Source organism: Marinomonas sp. GJ51-14 (assembly GCF_055808695.1).
The window spans coordinates 1,197,756-1,216,999 of sequence record NZ_CM147879.1 but is presented as its reverse complement, the minus strand read 5'-3'; the positions used below and the strand labels follow the sequence as shown (position 1 = coordinate 1,216,999).

Annotated in this window: 16 protein-coding genes; 11 read left to right on the top strand and 5 right to left on the bottom strand. The window is 38.9% G+C overall.

Annotation, left to right across the window (positions count from 1 at the left end; translation table 11 throughout):
• Positions 1-41 precede the first annotated feature (41 nt).
• The 3 genes from mntA (at position 42) to AC0L3Y_RS05935 (ending at position 2,894) form a co-directional block, all read left to right on the top strand.
• Entirely contained in the window at positions 42-419 is a 378-nt protein-coding gene (gene mntA, locus AC0L3Y_RS05945) for a type VII toxin-antitoxin system MntA family adenylyltransferase antitoxin (protein WP_473469875.1), read from the top strand.
• Positions 416-823, top strand: coding sequence for a type VII toxin-antitoxin system HepT family RNase toxin (gene hepT / locus AC0L3Y_RS05940; RefSeq protein ID WP_473469873.1), 408 nt, complete (start codon positions 416-418; stop codon positions 821-823). Before mntA ends, hepT begins: the two co-directional genes overlap by 4 nt.
• Positions 824-1,610: 787 nt before the next feature.
• Positions 1,611-2,894: a hypothetical protein gene (locus AC0L3Y_RS05935; protein ID WP_473469871.1), complete on the top strand. Its 1,284-nt coding sequence runs from the start codon at positions 1,611-1,613 to the stop codon at positions 2,892-2,894.
• A 42-nt stretch (positions 2,895-2,936) separates the two neighbouring features.
• Here AC0L3Y_RS05935 and AC0L3Y_RS05930 read toward each other — a convergent pair whose 3' ends face one another.
• Complete coding sequence (locus AC0L3Y_RS05930) at positions 2,937-3,842, bottom strand: LysR family transcriptional regulator (RefSeq protein ID WP_473469869.1); 906 nt, start codon at positions 3,840-3,842, stop codon at positions 2,937-2,939.
• Positions 3,843-3,995: 153 nt separating this feature from the next.
• On the opposite strand from AC0L3Y_RS05930, the gene AC0L3Y_RS05925 reads away from it, so the two are divergent.
• The 4 genes from AC0L3Y_RS05925 to AC0L3Y_RS05910 all read left to right on the top strand — a co-directional run bounded on the left by AC0L3Y_RS05925 (position 3,996) and on the right by AC0L3Y_RS05910 (position 9,616).
• A complete protein-coding gene (locus AC0L3Y_RS05925; protein ID WP_473469867.1) occupies positions 3,996-4,901 on the top strand; it encodes an HlyD family secretion protein in 906 nt (301 codons plus the stop codon).
• Positions 4,901-5,908, top strand: a complete 1,008-nt coding sequence (locus tag AC0L3Y_RS05920; RefSeq protein ID WP_473469865.1) for a DUF2955 domain-containing protein — start codon at positions 4,901-4,903, stop codon at positions 5,906-5,908. Before AC0L3Y_RS05925 ends, AC0L3Y_RS05920 begins: the two co-directional genes overlap by 1 nt.
• 158 nt (positions 5,909-6,066) lie before the next feature.
• Positions 6,067-7,776 (top strand): sensor domain-containing diguanylate cyclase, encoded by a 1,710-nt coding sequence (locus AC0L3Y_RS05915; RefSeq protein ID WP_473469863.1) that lies wholly within the window; start codon positions 6,067-6,069, stop codon positions 7,774-7,776.
• Between the two features lie 313 nt (positions 7,777-8,089).
• Positions 8,090-9,616, top strand: a complete 1,527-nt coding sequence (locus AC0L3Y_RS05910) for a sensor domain-containing diguanylate cyclase (protein WP_473469861.1) — start codon at positions 8,090-8,092, stop codon at positions 9,614-9,616.
• A gap of 106 nt (positions 9,617-9,722) precedes the next feature.
• Here the strand turns inward: AC0L3Y_RS05910 and AC0L3Y_RS05905 are convergent, their stop codons facing one another.
• From AC0L3Y_RS05905 to AC0L3Y_RS05895, 3 genes are all read right to left on the bottom strand, one after another.
• Positions 9,723-10,223, bottom strand: coding sequence for a YbhB/YbcL family Raf kinase inhibitor-like protein (locus AC0L3Y_RS05905; RefSeq protein ID WP_473469859.1), 501 nt, complete (start codon positions 10,221-10,223; stop codon positions 9,723-9,725).
• A gap of 160 nt (positions 10,224-10,383) precedes the next feature.
• Entirely contained in the window at positions 10,384-12,057 is a 1,674-nt protein-coding gene (locus AC0L3Y_RS05900) for a sensor histidine kinase (protein WP_473469857.1), read from the bottom strand.
• 221 nt (positions 12,058-12,278) lie between these two features.
• Positions 12,279-14,480, bottom strand: coding sequence for a GGDEF/EAL domain-containing response regulator (locus AC0L3Y_RS05895; RefSeq protein ID WP_473469855.1), 2,202 nt, complete (start codon positions 14,478-14,480; stop codon positions 12,279-12,281).
• A gap of 293 nt (positions 14,481-14,773) precedes the next feature.
• On the opposite strand from AC0L3Y_RS05895, the gene gmk reads away from it, so the two are divergent.
• The 4 genes from gmk to AC0L3Y_RS05875 all read left to right on the top strand — a co-directional run bounded on the left by gmk (position 14,774) and on the right by AC0L3Y_RS05875 (position 18,307).
• Complete coding sequence (gene gmk / locus AC0L3Y_RS05890; protein WP_473469853.1) at positions 14,774-15,397, top strand: guanylate kinase; 624 nt, start codon at positions 14,774-14,776, stop codon at positions 15,395-15,397.
• Positions 15,398-15,454: 57 nt separating this feature from the next.
• Positions 15,455-15,679 (top strand): DNA-directed RNA polymerase subunit omega, encoded by a 225-nt coding sequence (gene rpoZ / locus AC0L3Y_RS05885; RefSeq protein ID WP_036157451.1) that lies wholly within the window; start codon positions 15,455-15,457, stop codon positions 15,677-15,679.
• A 62-nt stretch (positions 15,680-15,741) separates the two neighbouring features.
• Positions 15,742-17,859, top strand: a complete 2,118-nt coding sequence (locus tag AC0L3Y_RS05880; protein ID WP_473469850.1) for a RelA/SpoT family protein — start codon at positions 15,742-15,744, stop codon at positions 17,857-17,859.
• Positions 17,860-17,920: 61 nt separating this feature from the next.
• Positions 17,921-18,307, top strand: coding sequence for a RidA family protein (locus tag AC0L3Y_RS05875; protein WP_473469848.1), 387 nt, complete (start codon positions 17,921-17,923; stop codon positions 18,305-18,307).
• Between the two features lie 86 nt (positions 18,308-18,393).
• On the opposite strand, the gene AC0L3Y_RS05870 is transcribed toward AC0L3Y_RS05875, so the two are convergent.
• A complete protein-coding gene (locus AC0L3Y_RS05870) occupies positions 18,394-19,230 on the bottom strand; it encodes an NAD-dependent epimerase/dehydratase family protein (protein WP_473469846.1) in 837 nt (278 codons plus the stop codon).
• Positions 19,231-19,244: the final 14 nt, after the last annotated feature.

Sequence of the window (19,244 nt, the reverse complement as noted above, 5' to 3'; positions counted from 1 at the left end):
CAAACTCAAAGTAAATACATTAAAGCCAAGGTAAATCAAACATGACGTTAAAAGAAAAGCTTGTACAAGAAACGCTCTTGCTCCTGCCTGACGTTAAACTGATTTACCTATTTGGTTCACAAGCAAACGGTAGCGCTCATCAGAATAGTGATATTGATATCGCAATTCTTCTAGACAAAAAAATCGCCTCTGTAAAACGCTTCGACATACAAGAATCTCTCGCGATTAAGCTAGATAAAGACATTGATTTGGTTGACCTTTTATCAGCTTCAACTGTTATGCAGAATCAAGTTATACAACATGGTGAACTTATCTATGGTGACGAAACCATATGCTGTCAATTTGAGATGCAAGTACTCTCTATGTACCAGCACCTTAATCATGAAAGAGCTGAGATTTTGCAGGATTACATAAAATGAATGATGCGATTATTAATAAATTCGCCACGATAGAGCGCTGTATAAAACGCATTAAAGAAGTATACGAAGAATCGCAAGAGAATTTTGATAACGACTACACAAGCCAAGACTCCATCATCCTTAATTTACAACGAGCTTGCGAGGCCTGCATTGATGTTGCCAATATCATTAACAAACAACACAGAACAGGCGTTCCTCAAAGTGGTCGAGATAGTTTCGAGTTATTAAAAAAGGCCGGACTGCTTTCACCACAGTTGACTGAAAATCTACAGAAAATGGTTGGACTCAGAAACATCGCCGTACATGATTATCAAACACTTAATTTAGACATTGTTAAACACGTTGTGAAAAATAAGCTTGCTGAGTTCACAGGGTTTATAGAGGAAATGAAAGCGCTTGGGTGATTTGAGTTCTAACACGATTTATCAGAGAACAAATTCAGAATATTGAGTAATAATTCGAAGTAAAGTAGCAATATTGCATCAAAGAAAATGAATGCTAGTATTTATCTCACAACTCAGCCTTGTACGCAGCGATTAAGTTACGCTGGCCGTTAAGGCGAAAAAACCGACTCCATGTCGGTTTTTTCACATCTAAGGATAGATAAAATGAGAACCGCTTTCTTTGTTGATGAGCATTAAAAATTACCTTCTGCAACCTGAAAGCAAGTTAGCCCCATTTTGATTCAAGGTAAAAGAAGGGCTGTATTCCCAATAAACAGTCGATTCAGGGAATACAGTCCTACTTTTTGAAATAAAAATACAAGAGCACATGCTCAATCTGAAACTATTTTTCAATTACTTACCCCCTAAACCAGCTCTTTATTCTCTTGGTGGGTGTTTTCTAGTTGTTTCCTATCAGTTTTCACATTGTGATCTTTGGCTGTGTCAGCAAAGTGACTAAGTACATCGTTATTGGGATAAAACTCACAGTAAAAAACGAAACGCTTGCCTGACGTATTACTTCCCCCTTCTATTTAAAATCCTATTCCAAGCCTTCTATGCAAGAAGTTATCTACCACTCAACAACTTCTTTCCCTCCTAAGAAAATACTGAGTAATATAAGTTACTTGCAAGACTGACGTTTTTAGGCAATGTTTAGGTAGTGGAGAATAATCCTTCTAGATCAATAAGGTGTTATTCTCAATTAGACAATCCCATTAAAAGATACACGTTAGGAGTGAATCACTGCGTGAAGTTAGACGTTGAAGTATTAGACACTTCTATTGAAGTAAGGACGACTGTCACTAAAAATAAAGAATCATTGCTTGAGATGTTCGTGTTCTTACCTACGGACATGGCGATACGAGAGCGTGATATCAATGCCAGTGTATTGTTAGACTCTAAAGCTTCTCGCTACCATTACTCAGTTTCTAAATCTAAATTCCCCTTGCTTAAGTTAAAAGCAGAAAAACCTGAAAGTAAAAGTGATTTCCCTGTTTTTTTGAAAGCATTCAAATTAAAGCTCTCTAAGATGATTCAGGAAATTACCGCCAGCAATGCGAAAACTAAAAGTGGAGAGTTTTTGGAAGTCGCCGAGTCATTATTGAACGACCTCAGAAGCACTCCGACTACGGATGTTAATCTAAAAGATTTCTGCTCTGCCGACGAGCTTTGTTCTTATTACGCGGAACAAATGACGCTTACCTATTACGATAAATGCCAAAAAAGAAAAGTCAGTGGTGTGAACTTTGACGAGCTTATTCATTTCGTTAGTGAAGAGAGAGAATACAGAAAGCAAAAATACGGTTTAAAATCCAAAGAAGCTCAATACATGCGCAAAAAAGAAGACCTCTTCTGTAAGTCCATTAATATCTCTCAACAGAATCGGGCGTTAGGACTAATGAGAGAGCAAATTGCCTTTAGCATCAGTGCTTTCTTATCTATGTCATTAACGACATTGATCGTATTTTACTTTCAAAGAGGCTATGGCACCGTGTCTTTTGCGGTTTTTATGGCCCTTTGTGTCAGTTACATTTTTAAGGACAGGTTCAAAGAGTTGTTCCGTAATTATGTCGCCAAAAAAATGGGAAAAGGAAAGTACAGTATTAAAAGTACCTTGATTGATAGTGAGCAACATATCATTGGGCATTGTTATGATCTTGCTGAATTTACGACACCGGATGAAGACATATTAACCATTAGAGGGAAAGGGAAATTTACTAAAAAAGAAGAAGGTGAAGTGGTTATCTATTACAAGAAAAAATACGATGTAAATGATAAGTTCCTGAACGGTTTTTCCCAAATCAGAGACACAATGAATATTAACCTTAGTACCTTACTGGAACTGCTGCCAGACACGACGCTAAGGTACTCTAGTTTTGAAAAGGGTGCTCTCGTGAAACGCAAATTCTCCAGGTTGCATGATATCAACATCATTGTTCGTCTGAACAACCACAAGATAGAGCGATATCGTTTAAAAGTATCCCATTCAAATATAGAAAAACTAGAACGAGTGAAATTATCTGCAAGCTAGTTTATTAGCAGACAATTATGGTTGTTGGATCTATAACACCTTCTATTCATCCGTAAAATCACGCAGTTGATTTAGTAAGGTTTGATGCGCATGGGCAACTCGAACCTGACGTAATGCACTAGGTAACCAAATTAAATAGTAATTTATTTCTTTAGTCCCAACAGGAGAAGGCAGTTCCACTAATTCACCTTTGGCAATATATTCCTGACAGAGAAACTCAGGCATCACTGACCAACCAAACCCCCGAACTAACAACTTACGTTGTGATCGTAAATCTTGACTCACCATAGCAGGAACAAAACCCTCAACACTGATGCGGTTTTTAATGAGCCATTGATCAACGAGAGACAATTCCAGATTGTAAGCAAGTAGAGGCTCTTTCCTGATGGCTTGATCAAAATGCTCTGCTTTAGCAAGCCTTCCTGCTACACCTGGAGAAGCTACAGGTAACACTCTACTAGTAAAAATCTTTTCGCTTTTCAAACGACTATCTAGCACGGGTAAAGGAGATACTCCTAGGTCACAATGGCCTTCCAATAGTAAACTCATTACCAGATCATTATTACCTGAGTGCATGCGGATTTTCACACCGCTTTCTAGCAAAGGTAGAAGTTGCTCGCTCAAGACCTCTTCCAGAAAACCACTGTAACCAACCACTTGAAGTACGCCCTCTATATCCATTGAACGCGCCCTAGCAGAAGCTAATGCACGTTCTGTCGCATCTAACTTATCACCAACATCCATTGCTAATTCATCAGCAGCAGACGTTGGCTTTACGCCACTCGGTGAGCGTACAAAAAGTGGTCGGCCTATAACGGCTTCAAGACCAGAAATATGCTGTGAAACCGCAGGCTGAGTTAAGTTTAACGAACGCGCCGCACCACTAATGGAGCGTTGACGATAGACTTCAATAAAAGTGCGTATTCTAGATAAAGACATAAGAGCCATAAATTAATTTATACCCTATAGAAAATAGCATTGTTACCTATTCACTAGCAATTCTCTTTATTATGGGACACCTCAAAGGCCCATAGGCCTATTCAGACTAATGATGCTGATAAATGGTATCTAGACTGCTACCACCCATATTGAAGAACGAGAATGAAACGAGATATATACGCCCTATTCACCACTATTGTGCTGTTCTTTGCCATCGCATTTAGTGTTTTTTTAATCATCAGTGACAACACAGTCCCCTTTACGACACAGGCGACAGTGAAAACATCTGCGATTGAAGTTGTGCCAGAAATTCAAGGCTACATTAGCGAAATCATGGTTGAAGAAGGCCAGCTAGTCACAATAGGAACTCCCTTATTAAAGGTTGATCCAACAGATTATGAGATTGCTCAAAGAAAAATTAAAGCCAATGTGATGCAAGCTCAAAGTCAATTCAAACAAACACAAAATCACCTTAGCCGTATCCAATCTTTGTATCAATCTAAATCAATCAGTAAAGAATCTTTAGATGAAGCGGAATCTAATAACCAAAGTTCGAGGGCGGCATTACTTTCAGCCCAATCCGATTTAGAAACGGCGCAAAGAAACTTGGATCACACTTTAATCATCGCTAAACAGTCCGGCATAGTAACGAACTTAGCTTATCGAGTTGGCATGCATATCAACTCTTCAACTCCTGTTCTACATCTGATCGATAAAGATAACCTCTGGGTTGCTGCTGACTTTACGGAAAAAGGCTTGCCGGCGTTAAAGGAAAATAAAAAGGTTAATGTTGTATTAGATGCTTATCCGAACGAAGTTTATTCTGGGCGTATTTTTTCAATAGACTCCGCCATCCTATCTGGCATTACTAATCCAAACCAATTAGCACAGGTGACGGATGAAAGCCGCTGGATTCGAGCACAACAAAAAATTCGTGTTCGAATCCAGCTAAATGATGCTCCTGTCCACATCATCGCAGGGAGCCGTGCCAGTGTCATGATGGATGATAACAGCCATGTTTCTGATGTCTGGATGACACTCTTAAGTTGGATGAGATACCTTTACTAATGTACGAAATAATACGTAAGACCTTGATCATTGTGGTTTGCCTGATGCTGAGTAAAGTGCTTCACATGACAGTCAGTGTCTATATGGTGTTGTTTGCTATCGTATTGGCAAATTTTTGTTTCTCTAAACACATCATAGATTTGATTAAGCCTTTATTACCCTCTTTGTTTGTCACTTTTGCTGCCGTTGTGATCAATCAGCTTTTCGCTGGGCATCCATTTATTATTTGGACCTGTTGCATCGTTTTTTTCGATTCTGTACGTCGTCGAGCAAACAATAATATTCGTATCACAATGGCGACTCTGCCTTTGTTTATGATTATCTTCATCACTACATACCAAAACAGCACGGCATATAGTTCCGCCATTATTGGCTTTTTTTGGGACATGTTGATCAGCGCGGGCGTCGCTGTTTTAGTGACCAGTTTTATTAATCATCTAATGCCTGTAAAAGCGACACCTATGATGCCTACTGTGGTGTTTCAAGAAGTAACTGGAGTAGATCGGCTAAAACTTCTTGTTTTAGTTGGCGGTGGTTTGGCTTTTATCATGATTAACCAAGTCACCAGTGCGGTCTTTTGTCTTGTTCCTTTAGTAACATCAGCTATGCAGCCTTCCCATGATCAAATGAAAAACCACTCTAGGGAGAAAATGCTGACTCAAATTGGTGGCTGCAGTTTAGCTATTGTTATGGCTTTGTTTTATTCAGGTACGGAAGTGAATCTCTTCACTTATTTTGTCATCTCATTTTTCTTAATTTTCATGTTGATTTTTTGGACCCACCATTCTGCTATAGAGGATCGTGCCATTCATGCTGACGCCCTAATGGGGTTCTTAATTCCATATCAGCTCTATATTGCCCAATATGGAAATAACTTCGGTCTCAATTCTATTTCACTACGTGCAGTAGAACTGTTTATTGCGTTAGCCATTATTTATATGGCAGGACATTGGTTAGATACCTTGTCAAATCGTTCTCAGAAAAGCGAGCGGGTTCAAAACGGATGAAAAATAAAAAGTCATCCTCTGCTATCTAATTGGAGTTTAAAGCCATCTCAACAAACGTGATGAGAAACAATAATTCACAAAAAAAACTATTCAAATGGTTGGAATATCAAAGGATTATGGCAATCTAGGGTAGCTACTCTTATTATGGAAGATAACTCATGGTGTATTCACGTTTAATTCAAACGATCATTGCTTTGTTGTGTTATGTATTACCTCATACCGCTGTAGCAGAAATCCCCACACAAACTATTAGTAATTCTTCCATAAAACTCGAACAGTTTGAAATGGGGTATTTTGTTGATAATACCGAAAATATGCCTTTTTCAGATATTCAGAAACAAACTTTTCAACTGTCTAAAAATGGTGTGTCGTTAGGTTCAACCTCACAAACAACTTGGGCAAAAATTGAACTTGAAAATATAAGCCAAGCGCCTATTACTGCTTACCTTCATTATCCTTATGCATACCACAACCATAGAGTTGACCTTTATGAAGTTGTAGACGATGAGCTCATCCAAAAACGTATACTAGATATGGACCGTGAAGAAACGCAGCAGTGGATGTACCGTGGCAGCGCTATCTTCGATATTACTTTGCTTCCCAATCAACATAAGACTCTGTTTGTAAAAAGCCAAGCTTTCTCACACCAATGGCTGACTCTCAACCTTTACGATGAAAACCAATCCAAAAGAGCGGTACTTGGTTTATATACTGATGTCGCCTTGCTTGTCGGTATGTTGTTGGCGCTTATTATCTATAATTTTCTACTCTTCTTTTCATCCCGTTTAAAGGAACACTTCTTTTATGCCTGTTATCTCGTAACTGGTGGTTTCTGGATCGCCCTTTCTTACGGACTACTTGCCGACCTTTTTAATGTTTTTGGCTCTATCACTTTGAAATGGCATTTGTCCTTGGTTGCAATGCCGATTTTCTTGCTACTATTTATGATCAATATCTTCGAAACTAAGAAAAAATATCCCATTGAACACTGGACCTTATTATCAATCCTGATTTTATTAGCCTGTGATTTTGTTTATGGTCTGTTTGATATTGTCTTAGCACTAAAATATGCCAGTACTCTCGCAGCTATCATGATGGCGGTGAGCCTATCTGTCACCGTCTCCATGTTGATTCGTAAACACCCCATTGCTCCTTTCTTTTTGTTAGGTCATGGATTGTTTGTCATTTTTAGCACCATGGCAGTCTTCTTTTATAAAGGTAAAGCTGAATTTAATTACATCAACAGTCACGGGGTTGGCATAGGTATCATGTTAGAAGCGCTCGTATTGTCGCTCATCATGGCTTATCGAATTCGTACATTAGAAAACTTAAAGGCAGCCCAAACGGAGCTGAAATTTCTTGCTTCAACAGACCCACTAACTCAGCTGTTTAACCGTCGTCATTTCAGTAATGAAGCAAGCTTGCTATTAGAACAAACCAAGCAGCTCCAACAGCCTACTACTATCGCTATTCTTGATATTGACCATTTCAAGAACATCAATGATACCTATGGCCACAATTTAGGTGATCAGGTCATTATAAGAGTTGCTGATGAGCTAAAAACACGGTGTCGCCATCAGGATGTTTTAGCACGATATGGTGGAGAAGAATTCATCATTCTCATGTCGAATACACCATTAAACGAAGCTTATACACTAGTAGAGCGTCTTCGAGAAAAACTGAAGCAAATACAAATCCCAGTCAATGACCAAGAGACCTTGAGTGTTACTGTTAGCTTCGGGATAGCTGAAGTAAATTCTGAACAACCAGACTTACAAGAAACAATAAACAAAGCCGATAAGGCACTCTATCAGGCAAAAAATAACGGCCGAGATCAGTCTCAACGATATGATCCACAGGTTAAATAAACTTAGTTTTTAGCTTCTGCAGTAAACCAATCGTGAAATTTTCGGTCGATAAGGTTCGGTTGATGTGACATAGTCGGATTAGGAAATCAGAAAGTAACGCTTCTGCTTTATAATCGACTGCGATGTATGACTTCAACTTTATCTTCATTCGTCAGCTATACTTTATACACATCGAATACGGCAATCCCTGAGAGATGGCATGTTAAAAACCATAAGAACCAAAATCATAACCACATACTCTTTGGTTATGATTGCCTTCATATCGACGCTTTTACTATCAACATTTTTTAATGAACGTGGCCGTGTCCTTGAGTTGGCGTTAGAAAAATCAACAGAAATATCCAAGATGCACGCAGAGCTGCTTAATCAGGAATTTAGTCAATATATTGCGATGCTAAAGGTGTTAAGCAACAGTCCACAAATAAAATCTAACAACCTCAAACAAATTCAACCTCAATTGAAAAGACTAGTAGAAGTCGGTGATGGCAATTTCATTAATGCCGTTTATGTCGATGAGAATTTGAACCTAATGGATTCGAATGGAAACAAAAGTAAGATCACTCACCCTTTTTTCCTTAAGGGAAATCAATGGGTTGGAAAAGAACATAATATAACAACACCCTTATTTAGTAAGTTCGAAGAAAAACCCGTTATTCTTGTTGCTGTCCCGATTCTAAATTCAGCAGAAACATGGTCTGGAACCATCGCAGTAGCCGTACCCGTTGAAGTTATTAATGAAAAACTGTCCGCTATTAAAGTAGCTAAAGGTAGTTATGCATGGATTGCGAACTCAAATAATGTTGTCGTGTCGCATCCAAATAAAAGCTTCCTCATGACGAAAATCAGTGCTACCACTGACAATAATTTTATTGGTTTGTCCTCTATTATTAGAAAAACAAAATCTCAAGAAGATGGTTATGGGCAGTATTTTGACAAGAGAATGAATGAGTCAAAAATAGTCACTTTTTCTAAAATACAGAATCTCCCCGGCTGGAACTTGTTTGTAACAACTCAGGAATCTGAAGTTTTTCATGACATTTATGAAGTGCTATACAATGTATTGATCACCTCTTTTTGCCTAATAATCATCTTCTTACTCATCATAATTAAGCTATCTGGGAAAATAACAAAACCTCTGATACAGCTAACTAAAGATGTAAAATCATCGGTTAATAATAAGCACGCTCATTTTGAAGTCGTACATTCAAATGATGAGATAGGACAACTGTATAAAGCTTTTTGTGAAACTATCCAGAAGATCCACCAACACACACATTATTTAGAAGAGATGGTGAGTGACCGCACGAAAGAAATTTCAGCTAAGAACTTAATACTAAGGGAAAAAAATAATCAGCTAGAAAAAATTGCGTCTACTGACTCTCTAACAAAATTGTATAATCGCCGTGCCTTCAGCGCCTTAATTGATGAAGAGATGTTAAGCTCTGAACAGCATGACTTCCCGGCAACACTCATTGTTTTAGATATAGACCATTTCAAAAAAATAAATGATCAATTTGGTCACGATGTTGGCGATGACGTCCTATGTCGTTTGGCTCACGAGCTGTCTATTCATAATGACGAAAGCCTTATTTGTCGCTGGGGCGGTGAGGAGTTTGTTATTTTATTATCTAATATAGCACCGAATATCGCCTCAACTTATATCGAAACATTACGTGAAAAAATATCAAACATAAGATTCGATCCTGTTGGACAATTAACATTCAGTGCAGGCATAGCAACAGCACGACCAAATGAACCTTTTAAAGAATGGTTCCAAAGAGCGGATAAAGCCCTGTATAAAGCAAAAGCATCAGGAAGAAATAAAGTTGAGTGGGGCTAATCTGGCGTTTAGGCAGCAATTGCTAATATGTGATTAAAAATAAAGCAGATCAGCGTTAAGCTAATCTACTTTATTTATTCTAAAGTCTAATTAAATCATTTCTAACTTAGTATTTACCTAGCTCAAGTACAGTTGTTGCTAATACTTTATCACCATCTACGGCTTTAACGGTTACATAATAAGCGTGATCTTTACCACCAGAGCAAGGCGGCATATAAGCACCGGCCTTATCCCAACCTGGTCCACGGTGTGGCGCAACAATTTCAAATGGCGCAGGCACATCAAATGTATGACCGTGAATTGAAGGAATATCTACTGACTTAGCAGATGACTTAAGCGCGTAAATCAGTTGTCCATGACCGCCGTTGTTCATATTTTCTGAATCACGATCACTGTATTCCATAATAATTGCATAAGTTCCTTTCGGAATACTACTCAAAGATAATGCAGGTGTTGAAGGGTTCATCCCTCCAAATTTCTGACATTGTTGCCCTGCTGGAATTTTATTGCCATTCCATGATGAGTCTGACAACTTAACGTCAAGAGCTAAGACACCAGTGCTGATAGCAGCCAAGCCAAATGACATAACTAATGTTTTTAGTTTCATAGCAATAAATCTCCTACTGATTTGTAATAGTAATTGAGCATCGAAGAACAATATACATACGCTTAACAATAGAAAAAGTATCACTATATTGAGAAAAAACCGAAACAAATATAGGTTTTTTTTGAAAAAAAATAAAAATAACGTTTTTATTTTTTTCAAATTAACTTGATTCATTACTCACGTCAGGAGTTTGGGTCAACGGAATAATAAAAGTAAATTTAGTACCCACACCCAACTCGGATACAACCTCAATCTTGCCTTTCATCAGTTTATACACCCACTGGTTCACTAGATATAAACCCAAACCTGTATGTTGTTTTTCTCTACCTGTAGTTATAAATGGTTCAAAAATACTATCGATAATAAGAGGTGAAATGCCATTTCCGTTATCTCCTACAGAACAAATCAAATCATCACCTTTTTTGCTTGCAACGATTGAAATCACGCCTTGGGCTGGTTGTTGAAAAGCATACTCCAAAGCATTGTCGATAAGGTTTTGAATGATTTGAGATGTCGCTCCTGGATAACCCATCATATAAATATCTTCAGCGCATTCTGTCTTGATGCTTATACCAGGATGATTTTTTAAAACAGGCTTATAGGTGAAAACAATGTCATTCAAGACATTATGGAAAGCGAAAGCTTGAATATCTTGCGATGTCCTATCAGACGCAATTCTTTTAAAACCAACAACTACATCCAATGCTCTGGCTAGATTTTTTTCAGCAATAGTAATGGAGTCATTTATTCTAGTAAAACTATTTTCTAGAAGCTGATCTTTTCCTTTCTCCAGCCATACCTTCGAAGACGATAACGCCATTTTTACGCCACCAAGTGGCGTATACATTTCATGAGCCAGACCTGCAACCATAAGCCCCAGCGAAGACAATTTACTTGCTTCAACCAACTCATTTTGTAAGTCCACTAATCGTTTATTAGTGAAACTCAACTTACGGTTTGCTTGTTCTGCTAAGGCTTTTTCTTGCTGCACTAATTCTAGTAATCGATAGGTTTCAAATCGTGCCGTAATTTGTCTCCACACTAACCAAGCAAGAATGATAAAGCTCGCACTGGCAATGCCCACAATACTGAGTAACAGGGTCATATGCCATTTAGCAAAGTTATCAGCATCTGACTTTGCAACAAAGTGCAAGAGAGGGGCATCTTCACCTTGTCTTTCTTCATCTATATGTAATGTAAGAAAACTCCATAGACGACCGTCATCAAAACGTCTCTCTAGTGTTTTTGATGTATGAATCGACTCCCAAATATTAGGAAAGTGAGCTTCGATATTAAAATATGGATCTTGGTAATTTAGGATCCCTCCCCACTCAAGCGTTCTATCTGTCGATAACACCCAATTGCCATGGCTATCCAATACTTCTAAATGCACACTCTCGTTGCTAAAAGTACGCATCTGCTCAAACAATTTGCTTAAGTCATAGTTCACAACTAAAAAGCCGGATACAAAAGTACTCACCCTAACGACACCTCGAATTGTCGGCTGAAAAGGTCGTACAATTTCATGGTTCTCGATATTCAAATCAAGAGAGGAAATATAAACTTCATGATCAGTATCATCAGGGGCATTTATTACATAATCACGATCTGATTTATCTTGCAGTTGCCCATCAGGAACTCTGGTAATCACACCAGATTGGGAGTTGACTCGAATAAGTTCTTTTCCGTTTGGCATGATCCAACGTACTTGCGAAATAAGATCAGATGTTTGGGCAAATAATTCAAATTCTTCTGTGACTTGATTTTTCCAATTGTTCGTGAACTTTTCAGCTTCTGTTTGTGATGCTAAGCGTGCATTGACAGTGTTTTTCAAAAGCAACGTGACTCGTTTTATATACCCCACCTCTCTACTAAAAACACTGCCACTCTGCGATAAAATTTCAGATTCATTCCACGCTAGTTGGTTAATTTTGTTTTCAACAAAAAAACGGTAACTCCCCCAACTTAGTAAAAAAACAAACACTAAAATGCTGGATATACAAACCAGCAACAAAGGTTTTTTCTTAACAAAGTATGGCCTTAGAAACTCAGAATTTACAGGCACGTTTTAATCCAATTAATGGTTTCATCTAAAGGCATAGGCTTTGCAAACAAATAACCTTGTCCATTTTCACACCCTAATGTACCAAGGTGTTCCTTTTGTTGTTGGGTTTCTATGCCTTCGGCAATAACACTCAACCCCAAAGAATTTCCTAACTCAACAATCATTTTAAGAATCTGCCAGTCTTTTTCAGACTCTTCCATTCGCCAGACAAAACTATGGTCTATTTTAAGAGTGGATACTGAAAGTGTGGATAAATAAGCAAGTGATGAATAACCTGTACCGAAGTCATCGATGTTTATTTTAACACCTAAGGTTTTTAATATGGTGAGATGTTTGTTAATCGAGCCTTTTTCTTCAATTAACTGAGATTCTGTGATTTCCAGCTCAATCATATTATAGGGTACATTTTCTTCTTTCAGTAATGCCTTAAAGCTATCAAAATAATCAGGGCGTATAATTTCATTACCTGTAACATTGACAGAGATTGGTACATTAACCCCTATTGTTTTTAACCTATTGACCGCTTTACAGGATTGTCGAAGCATCTGTTGATCTAGTTTATCAATCAAACCACTACTTTCTGCTAATGAAATAAATTGATCTGGTGGGATCAAACTGCCATTTTTATGCTTCCAGCGAGCCAATGCCTCAAAGCCGATCAAAATATTATCTTTCAACTTCATTTTAGGCTGAAGATAGATAACAATATCATCGTTCAAAATGGCTTCTCGCAGGTCTTTAAGTAACTCGTATCGACCGAACATGGCTTTAGCCAATTCATCAGAAAACGCCAAATAAGAAACTCCGGCGTATTTCGCTCGTTCTAATGTGCTTTTCCCTACGCTTACCAATTGCTCTGCTTCATAAGTAGGGAATTCAGAAAATTTTACCAGGCTAATAGTAAGATCAAGAGAATGTAATGAATTTTCAACTTCAATGCTGGAGTGAATAATACGCTCAAGTGTCGCTTCGTTATAATCCACATCATCATAAACAAGCAAAACTAAAGTATCTCGTTCTAGTAGGGCTATATCTACGGTATTCTCAAAAAACGAGCACAAATGATCATGTAAAACCAAAGTGAGCTGATCGCAATACTTAGATCCAAGAACAGACTCGGTGTAAGCCAAATCTTCTACATAGAGCATAAGCAACTTGGCTTGTTTACGCTCAATTAATGACATGTCTCGTATCTCTCGAACAAGCCAGTTTTTGTTATGGATCCCCGATACGGGCTCAATGTAGGCAAGCTCTGTCAGCTTATTATGCAACGCAACATTGCGAAAACCCGCACTGATATTTTCACAAAAAACTTGAAGTAAATTAATTTCACTCGACTCAAGCTGACGATCAAGTTTCACAACAATTAAATATTCTCTGCCATCCAGTTCTTGGTTCGAAAAATACAATATGGAAAAGCCGTCGAGAAACACATGATGCTTATCTGTATTTGCCAGTTGAATGGCTTCATTAAGTATATTTTCTTGAATAACTGAGGTGGCATTATGGTTGATAAAAGGAGTAAATTCACCACAAGCTGCAACGATTAAGGCTTGATCAATACTTTCTTCGGCGGGATGGAAAAAACAAACAATACCGCCTTTCTGCATTTTCAAAATAGAACCAATTTCTTCTAGGATAGAGTGCGTGTACTCTGAAACATTACTTTTCGATGAAATTCGCTGGCTAGAAGCAAGCAACAGCTGCAGTCCATGCCGTGCTTCTTTCATATCTGAAAGGTGTTCCCATGTTCGTAAATTACTCAGTACAATGGTTTGTAGATGTCCTTGAGTTAAATCTGATTTACACCAATAGTCATCAATATCGTAATGACTAATTACATCATTAATTGGCGCTATACCTGGCTGACCAGTTAATAAGACAATACGAACTAAATCGTTACCTATCATCTCCCGAATCGTCCGAATTAAACGTAATCCAGCTTTATCGGTTTCCATGACAACATCAAGAAAAATAACCGAGATATCAGAATTCGCTGCAATAACGGTTGCAGCATCACTGGCAGAAGAGGCGGTTAAGAATTCGACTTCTTTCCCATCGTAATTTAAAGAGCTTAATCCGTTCATCAAGGCTGCCTGATAATCTGGATCATCCTCTACAGATAAAATCTTACAATGCCGACGTTGCATAGAAAATGATTTAAGTTGCTCAATATCGTCAGGTAAACCCATTGCATTCCCTTTTTTCAAAATCACCTTTGATGTTTCATAAGAACCTTATTAAAGCTTAGTTAAATCTCGCTCTTTTTTCGTAAAAAAATAAAGATTATTCAGCCTCTCAAGAACAATATAAAAAATAGAAGCAAAACCTATTTTTTACAAACTAAACAAGTATTTAAATTTACTTTTTTCATCTGGCTTATCTCAAGGAACTGGAAATTATATTGCTGCCTATCTGAGTACTTTCTTTGTGCTATAGTGTATAGCCTGTAATAAAGATTCTGACTGGCGGATTAAAAAATCTCATGGACAAACATAAAGGCAACTTATTCATTTTATCGGCACCATCTGGTGCGGGTAAGTCGACCTTATACAAAGCATTACTGAAACAAGACGACAATGTGCGGATTTCTATTTCACACACAACAAGACAGATAAGAGAAGGTGAAGAAGATGGTCGTGAGTACTACTTCACTGACGTAGAATCTTTCTTAGACATGATTGCAGAAGACGCTTTTTTCGAGCACGCTCAAGTCTTTGATAATTATTATGGTACGTCAAAGGCCTCTATTTTTGAGATGCTTGAGCAAGGTTTAGATGTCATTCTAGAAATCGACTGGCAAGGTGCTCGTCAAGTACGCCAACTTTACCCTGAAGCCATCGGTATTTTTATTTTGCCACCATCACTTTCCTCTTTAGAAGAGCGTTTAAAGAAAAGAGCAACAGACACAGAAGAGGTCATTCAGCGACGCATGGCGAAGGCAGTTGATGAGATGTCACATTACCATGAGTACGATTTTGTCATTATAAATGACGACTTTGACGCTGCGCTTTCTCAAATGTCTTCAATTTTTATGTCAATGCGTGCAAAAACGTCCGTTATAGAGCAAAAAAATAGCAATCTTATAAATGATCTCTTGTCATTGTGAGAACGCGTTAAGTAGAATTACCCTTGGAAAAATAGATAACTGAATACAGAGGTCAAAATGGCTCGAGTTACCGTAGAAGATTGTTTAGAAAATGTTGATAACCGCTTTGAATTAGTGATGGTGTCATCAAAACGTGCACGCCAACTGGCAACAGGTGGTGAAGAAGCTAAAGTCCCTCTAGAAGGTGACAAAGTAACAGTTATTGCACTACGTGAAATAGCGGAAAACTTGATCAACGCAAGTAATGTTGATCTACAAAAACGCCCAATTCACGAGTTTTAATTTCTATGGTGTCGCTCATTGCACAGCTGCCGCATCTCTGTTTTGCCTTTGTGAGGTGAGCGATGTACACCGTTGAAGATTTAGCACTGACGTTAAGTCAATATTTACCTTACGACCAAGTCGCCAAGGTAAAACGCGCTTACTATTACGCCGAACAAGCTCACGATGGGCAACGACGTAAAAGTGGCGAGCCCTATGTCACTCATCCTCTCGCTGTCGCCGAAATTCTTTCTGAACTTCGGATGGATTGTGATGGACTGACTGCGGCACTCCTGCACGACGTAATTGAAGACACTGGTATAAGCCGCGAAGCTCTCACGGAACAATTCGGAGAAGGTGTCGCAGGTCTTGTTGATGGTGTTAGTAAATTAACCCACCTTGAATTCAACAGCCAAGTCGAGAAACAAGCTCACAACTTCCAGAAAATGGCCATGGCCATGGCGGATGATATTCGCGTCATTCTGGTTAAATTAGCAGACCGTTTGCATAACATGCGTACATTGGATGCTATGCCAGCCAATAAAAAACGTCGAATTGCTCGCGAGACGCTAGACATTTACGCCCCCATTGCGAATCGTCTAGGCATGTACAATGTTCGCGTTGAATTAGAGTCACTTGCTTTTCAAGCCTATTACCCAATGCGTGCACGTATGCTGCAACGAGCTATCCATAAAAAATATGGCCAACAGCGCATACAAGACACACAAAAATTAGAAGACACTATTCGCTCAGAATTAGCGGCTGACTACATTGAAGCCAGCATCAGTGTTCGAGAAAAACACATCTTCAGTATTTATCAGAAGATGGATAAAAAACGCCGTTCATTAGATGAAATTATGGACGTGACGGGGGTGCGAATTGTCACCGATCGCCACGACAGCTGTTACCGGATCTTGGGAGTTATTCACTCGCTTTTCAAACCAATTGAAGGTCGTTTCAAAGATTATATCGCTGTACCAAAATCCAATGGTTATCAATCTCTTCATACAACCGTATTGGGAACAAACGGTATTCCAATGGAAGTGCAAATACGCACAGAAGAAATGGATCTTGTTGCCAATAACGGTATTGCTGCTCATTGGGCTTATAAAGCCAACGGAACTGCCAACACACCAAGTAACCATGACCGCGCGACAAAATGGGTAAAAAGCCTGTTAGAAATTCAGCAAAAAGCACGCAATCCTGTCGAATTTGTTGATAACGTGAAAAGCGATTTGTTCCCTGATGAAGTGTATGTTTTCACTCCAAATGGCCAAATCATTGAATTACCTTCAGGTGCGACGCCAGTTGATTTTGCATACGGGGTTCATACAGAAATAGGCAACACCTGTATTTCTTGTCGCATCAATCGTCGCCTTGCTCCGCTCAGTACTCAACTTGAAAGTGGGCAAACGGTAGAAATCATTACCGCCAAAAATGCCCAGCCTAATGTAGCTTGGTTAAGCTTTGCTATTACAGGTAAAGCACGTACAAACATTCGTCATTACTTAAAAGATAAACAGCGTGAAAATGCCATTTCTATTGGCCATCGTCTGCTAACACGTTCTTTAAATGCCTTTAAGACCAATACAGACGAATTAACAGAAAAACAGATCTCCCAAGTATTAGACAACCACCAGCTATCTTCTATGGATGATTTATTAGAATCCATAGGCAAAGGCCGTCATGTAGGCTATTTGGTAGCTCGTGAGTTATTTCCGAATTTTGATGAAGACACTCTTGTTACACCGAAATCATTCAAAGTTAACGGTTCTGAGGGCATGCTCATTTCCTATGCGAAATGTTGCGCACCAATCCCAGGTGACCCGATTGTTGGTTATGTACAAGTAGATAAAGGCATAGTGATCCATCATCTCAATTGCCCAAATGTCCAAGATCATTTAGCCAGCCCAGAACGCTTTATTCATATGGCGTGGGGCAAAGAAATTGAAGAAGAATTACATATCAGTTTGATCGTCTCTTATATAAATGAGCGTGGTGCAGTCGCTAAAATTGCAAGCTCTATTAGCGATACTGATTTCCAAGTGTCGAACCTAGATATTATTGAGCGCGGCCGTGTAAGCCGTTTACGCTTGAGCATTACTATTTCCAGCCGAGTTGGCTTGGCTGATGTAATGCGTCGCATTAAAGCGGTTCGTTGCGTCGAGAAAGTATCACGGGAAACTATTGTTGGACGCTAATACTTTATAAAGAAGTAAATGATCGTCTCCATTAAACACCTTTTTAAATAGGATATTCATCATGTCAAAACAAGTGATTCATACAGAAAATGCTCCAGCGGCAATCGGTCCATACTCTCAAGCCATTCGCGCTGGTAATACAGTTTATCTTTCTGGTCAGATCCCTCTAGTTCCTGAAACAATGGAAGTCATCAGCGAAGACGTAAAAGAACAAACCACTCAAGTATTTAAAAACCTGCAAGCAGTTTGTGCAGCAGCTGGCGGCTCTTTAGACAAGGTTGTTAAATTCAACATTTTTATGACAGATCTAGGTAACTTTGCCACTGTAAATGAAGTCATGGCAGAATTCGTTAAACAACCTTACCCAGCTCGCGCAGCAATGGGCGTTCGTGCTTTGCCGAAAGGTGTGCAAGTGGAAATAGAAGGTATCATGGTTCTAGAAGACTAATTACTTAAAATTAGTACTATAAAAAACGGACAATAAAAAAGAGACTTCGGTCTCTTCTTTATTGTCCGTTTTTTATGCTGAGATTCTTAACTTTTATACTCGCCCAATAGCGTCTGATACCCCGAAACATAGCTCGGATAACGAGGCTTCCAGCCTTGGGATAAAAGATATTGCCCCTGTATTCGCTTGCCTGAATTCGGAGTAAAATCACCAATACTACTCACCGCAGTTTTCACACCAAGACAGGTTGCGAGCCAAAGCTTCACTTCCCACATTGAAACAGGTGTTTGATCTGTAACGATAACGTGCTTAGGCAAAAGCCTTCCTTCTAGTGCGTGCTTAGCTAACATAAGCAACGCTGATACAACATCGTCTCGGTGAACACGGTTTGTCCAGCTGTTCGGTCCCCAATCCTCTTCACTTTCTACTTTTTCCAATAATCTAAACCGCCCTGCACCATAAATACCGGAGCAACGCACTGCTACACTTTGAAACACAGCAGCCAATGCCGATTCAGTTTCCAATAAAATACTGGCTGTTACTGATTGAGGTTGCGCAGGCGTACTTTCATCTATCCACTCACCTTGGCTTTGTCCATAAACACTGGTACTTGAGACAAAGAATACTCGCGGTGGTTTTGCCATTGCTTTATATCGGCGAATAATCACTTGAGTCGTATCAAAATAAGCTGCTCGATAAGCAGATTCGTTTCTTCCACTTGGCGTCATAATTATAAAGATGGCATCGACATCAGGTAAAACATCATCGCTCATTTCAACAAGATCACCTGTTATCCCCTGTACACCATGGGGAAAGTCTAATTTTGTGCGGCGTACTCCCGTGACTTGATGACCTTGTGTAATAAGCTCTGTAGCCAGTCCTGAACCTAAATCGCCACAGCCCGCAATTAATACATGTGCCATCAAACGCCTCCATA

Bases quoted from the DNA above. Each gene is read 5' to 3' on its own strand.
- AC0L3Y_RS05870 (WP_473469846.1), bottom strand. From the start codon at position 19,230: ATGGCACATGTATTAATTGCGGGCTGTGGCGATTTAGGTTCAGGACTG.
- gmk (WP_473469853.1), top strand. From the start codon at position 14,774: ATGGACAAACATAAAGGCAACTTATTCATTTTATCGGCACCATCTGGT.
- AC0L3Y_RS05905 (WP_473469859.1), bottom strand. From the start codon at position 10,223: ATGAAACTAAAAACATTAGTTATGTCATTTGGCTTGGCTGCTATCAGC.
- AC0L3Y_RS05915 (WP_473469863.1), top strand. From the start codon at position 6,067: ATGGTGTATTCACGTTTAATTCAAACGATCATTGCTTTGTTGTGTTAT.
- rpoZ (WP_036157451.1), top strand. From the start codon at position 15,455: ATGGCTCGAGTTACCGTAGAAGATTGTTTAGAAAATGTTGATAACCGC.
- AC0L3Y_RS05895 (WP_473469855.1), bottom strand. From the start codon at position 14,480: ATGGGTTTACCTGACGATATTGAGCAACTTAAATCATTTTCTATGCAA.
- AC0L3Y_RS05920 (WP_473469865.1), top strand. From the start codon at position 4,901: ATGTACGAAATAATACGTAAGACCTTGATCATTGTGGTTTGCCTGATG.
- mntA (WP_473469875.1), top strand. From the start codon at position 42: ATGACGTTAAAAGAAAAGCTTGTACAAGAAACGCTCTTGCTCCTGCCT.
- AC0L3Y_RS05875 (WP_473469848.1), top strand. From the start codon at position 17,921: ATGTCAAAACAAGTGATTCATACAGAAAATGCTCCAGCGGCAATCGGT.
- AC0L3Y_RS05880 (WP_473469850.1), top strand. From the start codon at position 15,742: ATGTACACCGTTGAAGATTTAGCACTGACGTTAAGTCAATATTTACCT.
- hepT (WP_473469873.1), top strand. From the start codon at position 416: ATGAATGATGCGATTATTAATAAATTCGCCACGATAGAGCGCTGTATA.
- AC0L3Y_RS05925 (WP_473469867.1), top strand. From the start codon at position 3,996: ATGAAACGAGATATATACGCCCTATTCACCACTATTGTGCTGTTCTTT.
- AC0L3Y_RS05930 (WP_473469869.1), bottom strand. From the start codon at position 3,842: ATGGCTCTTATGTCTTTATCTAGAATACGCACTTTTATTGAAGTCTAT.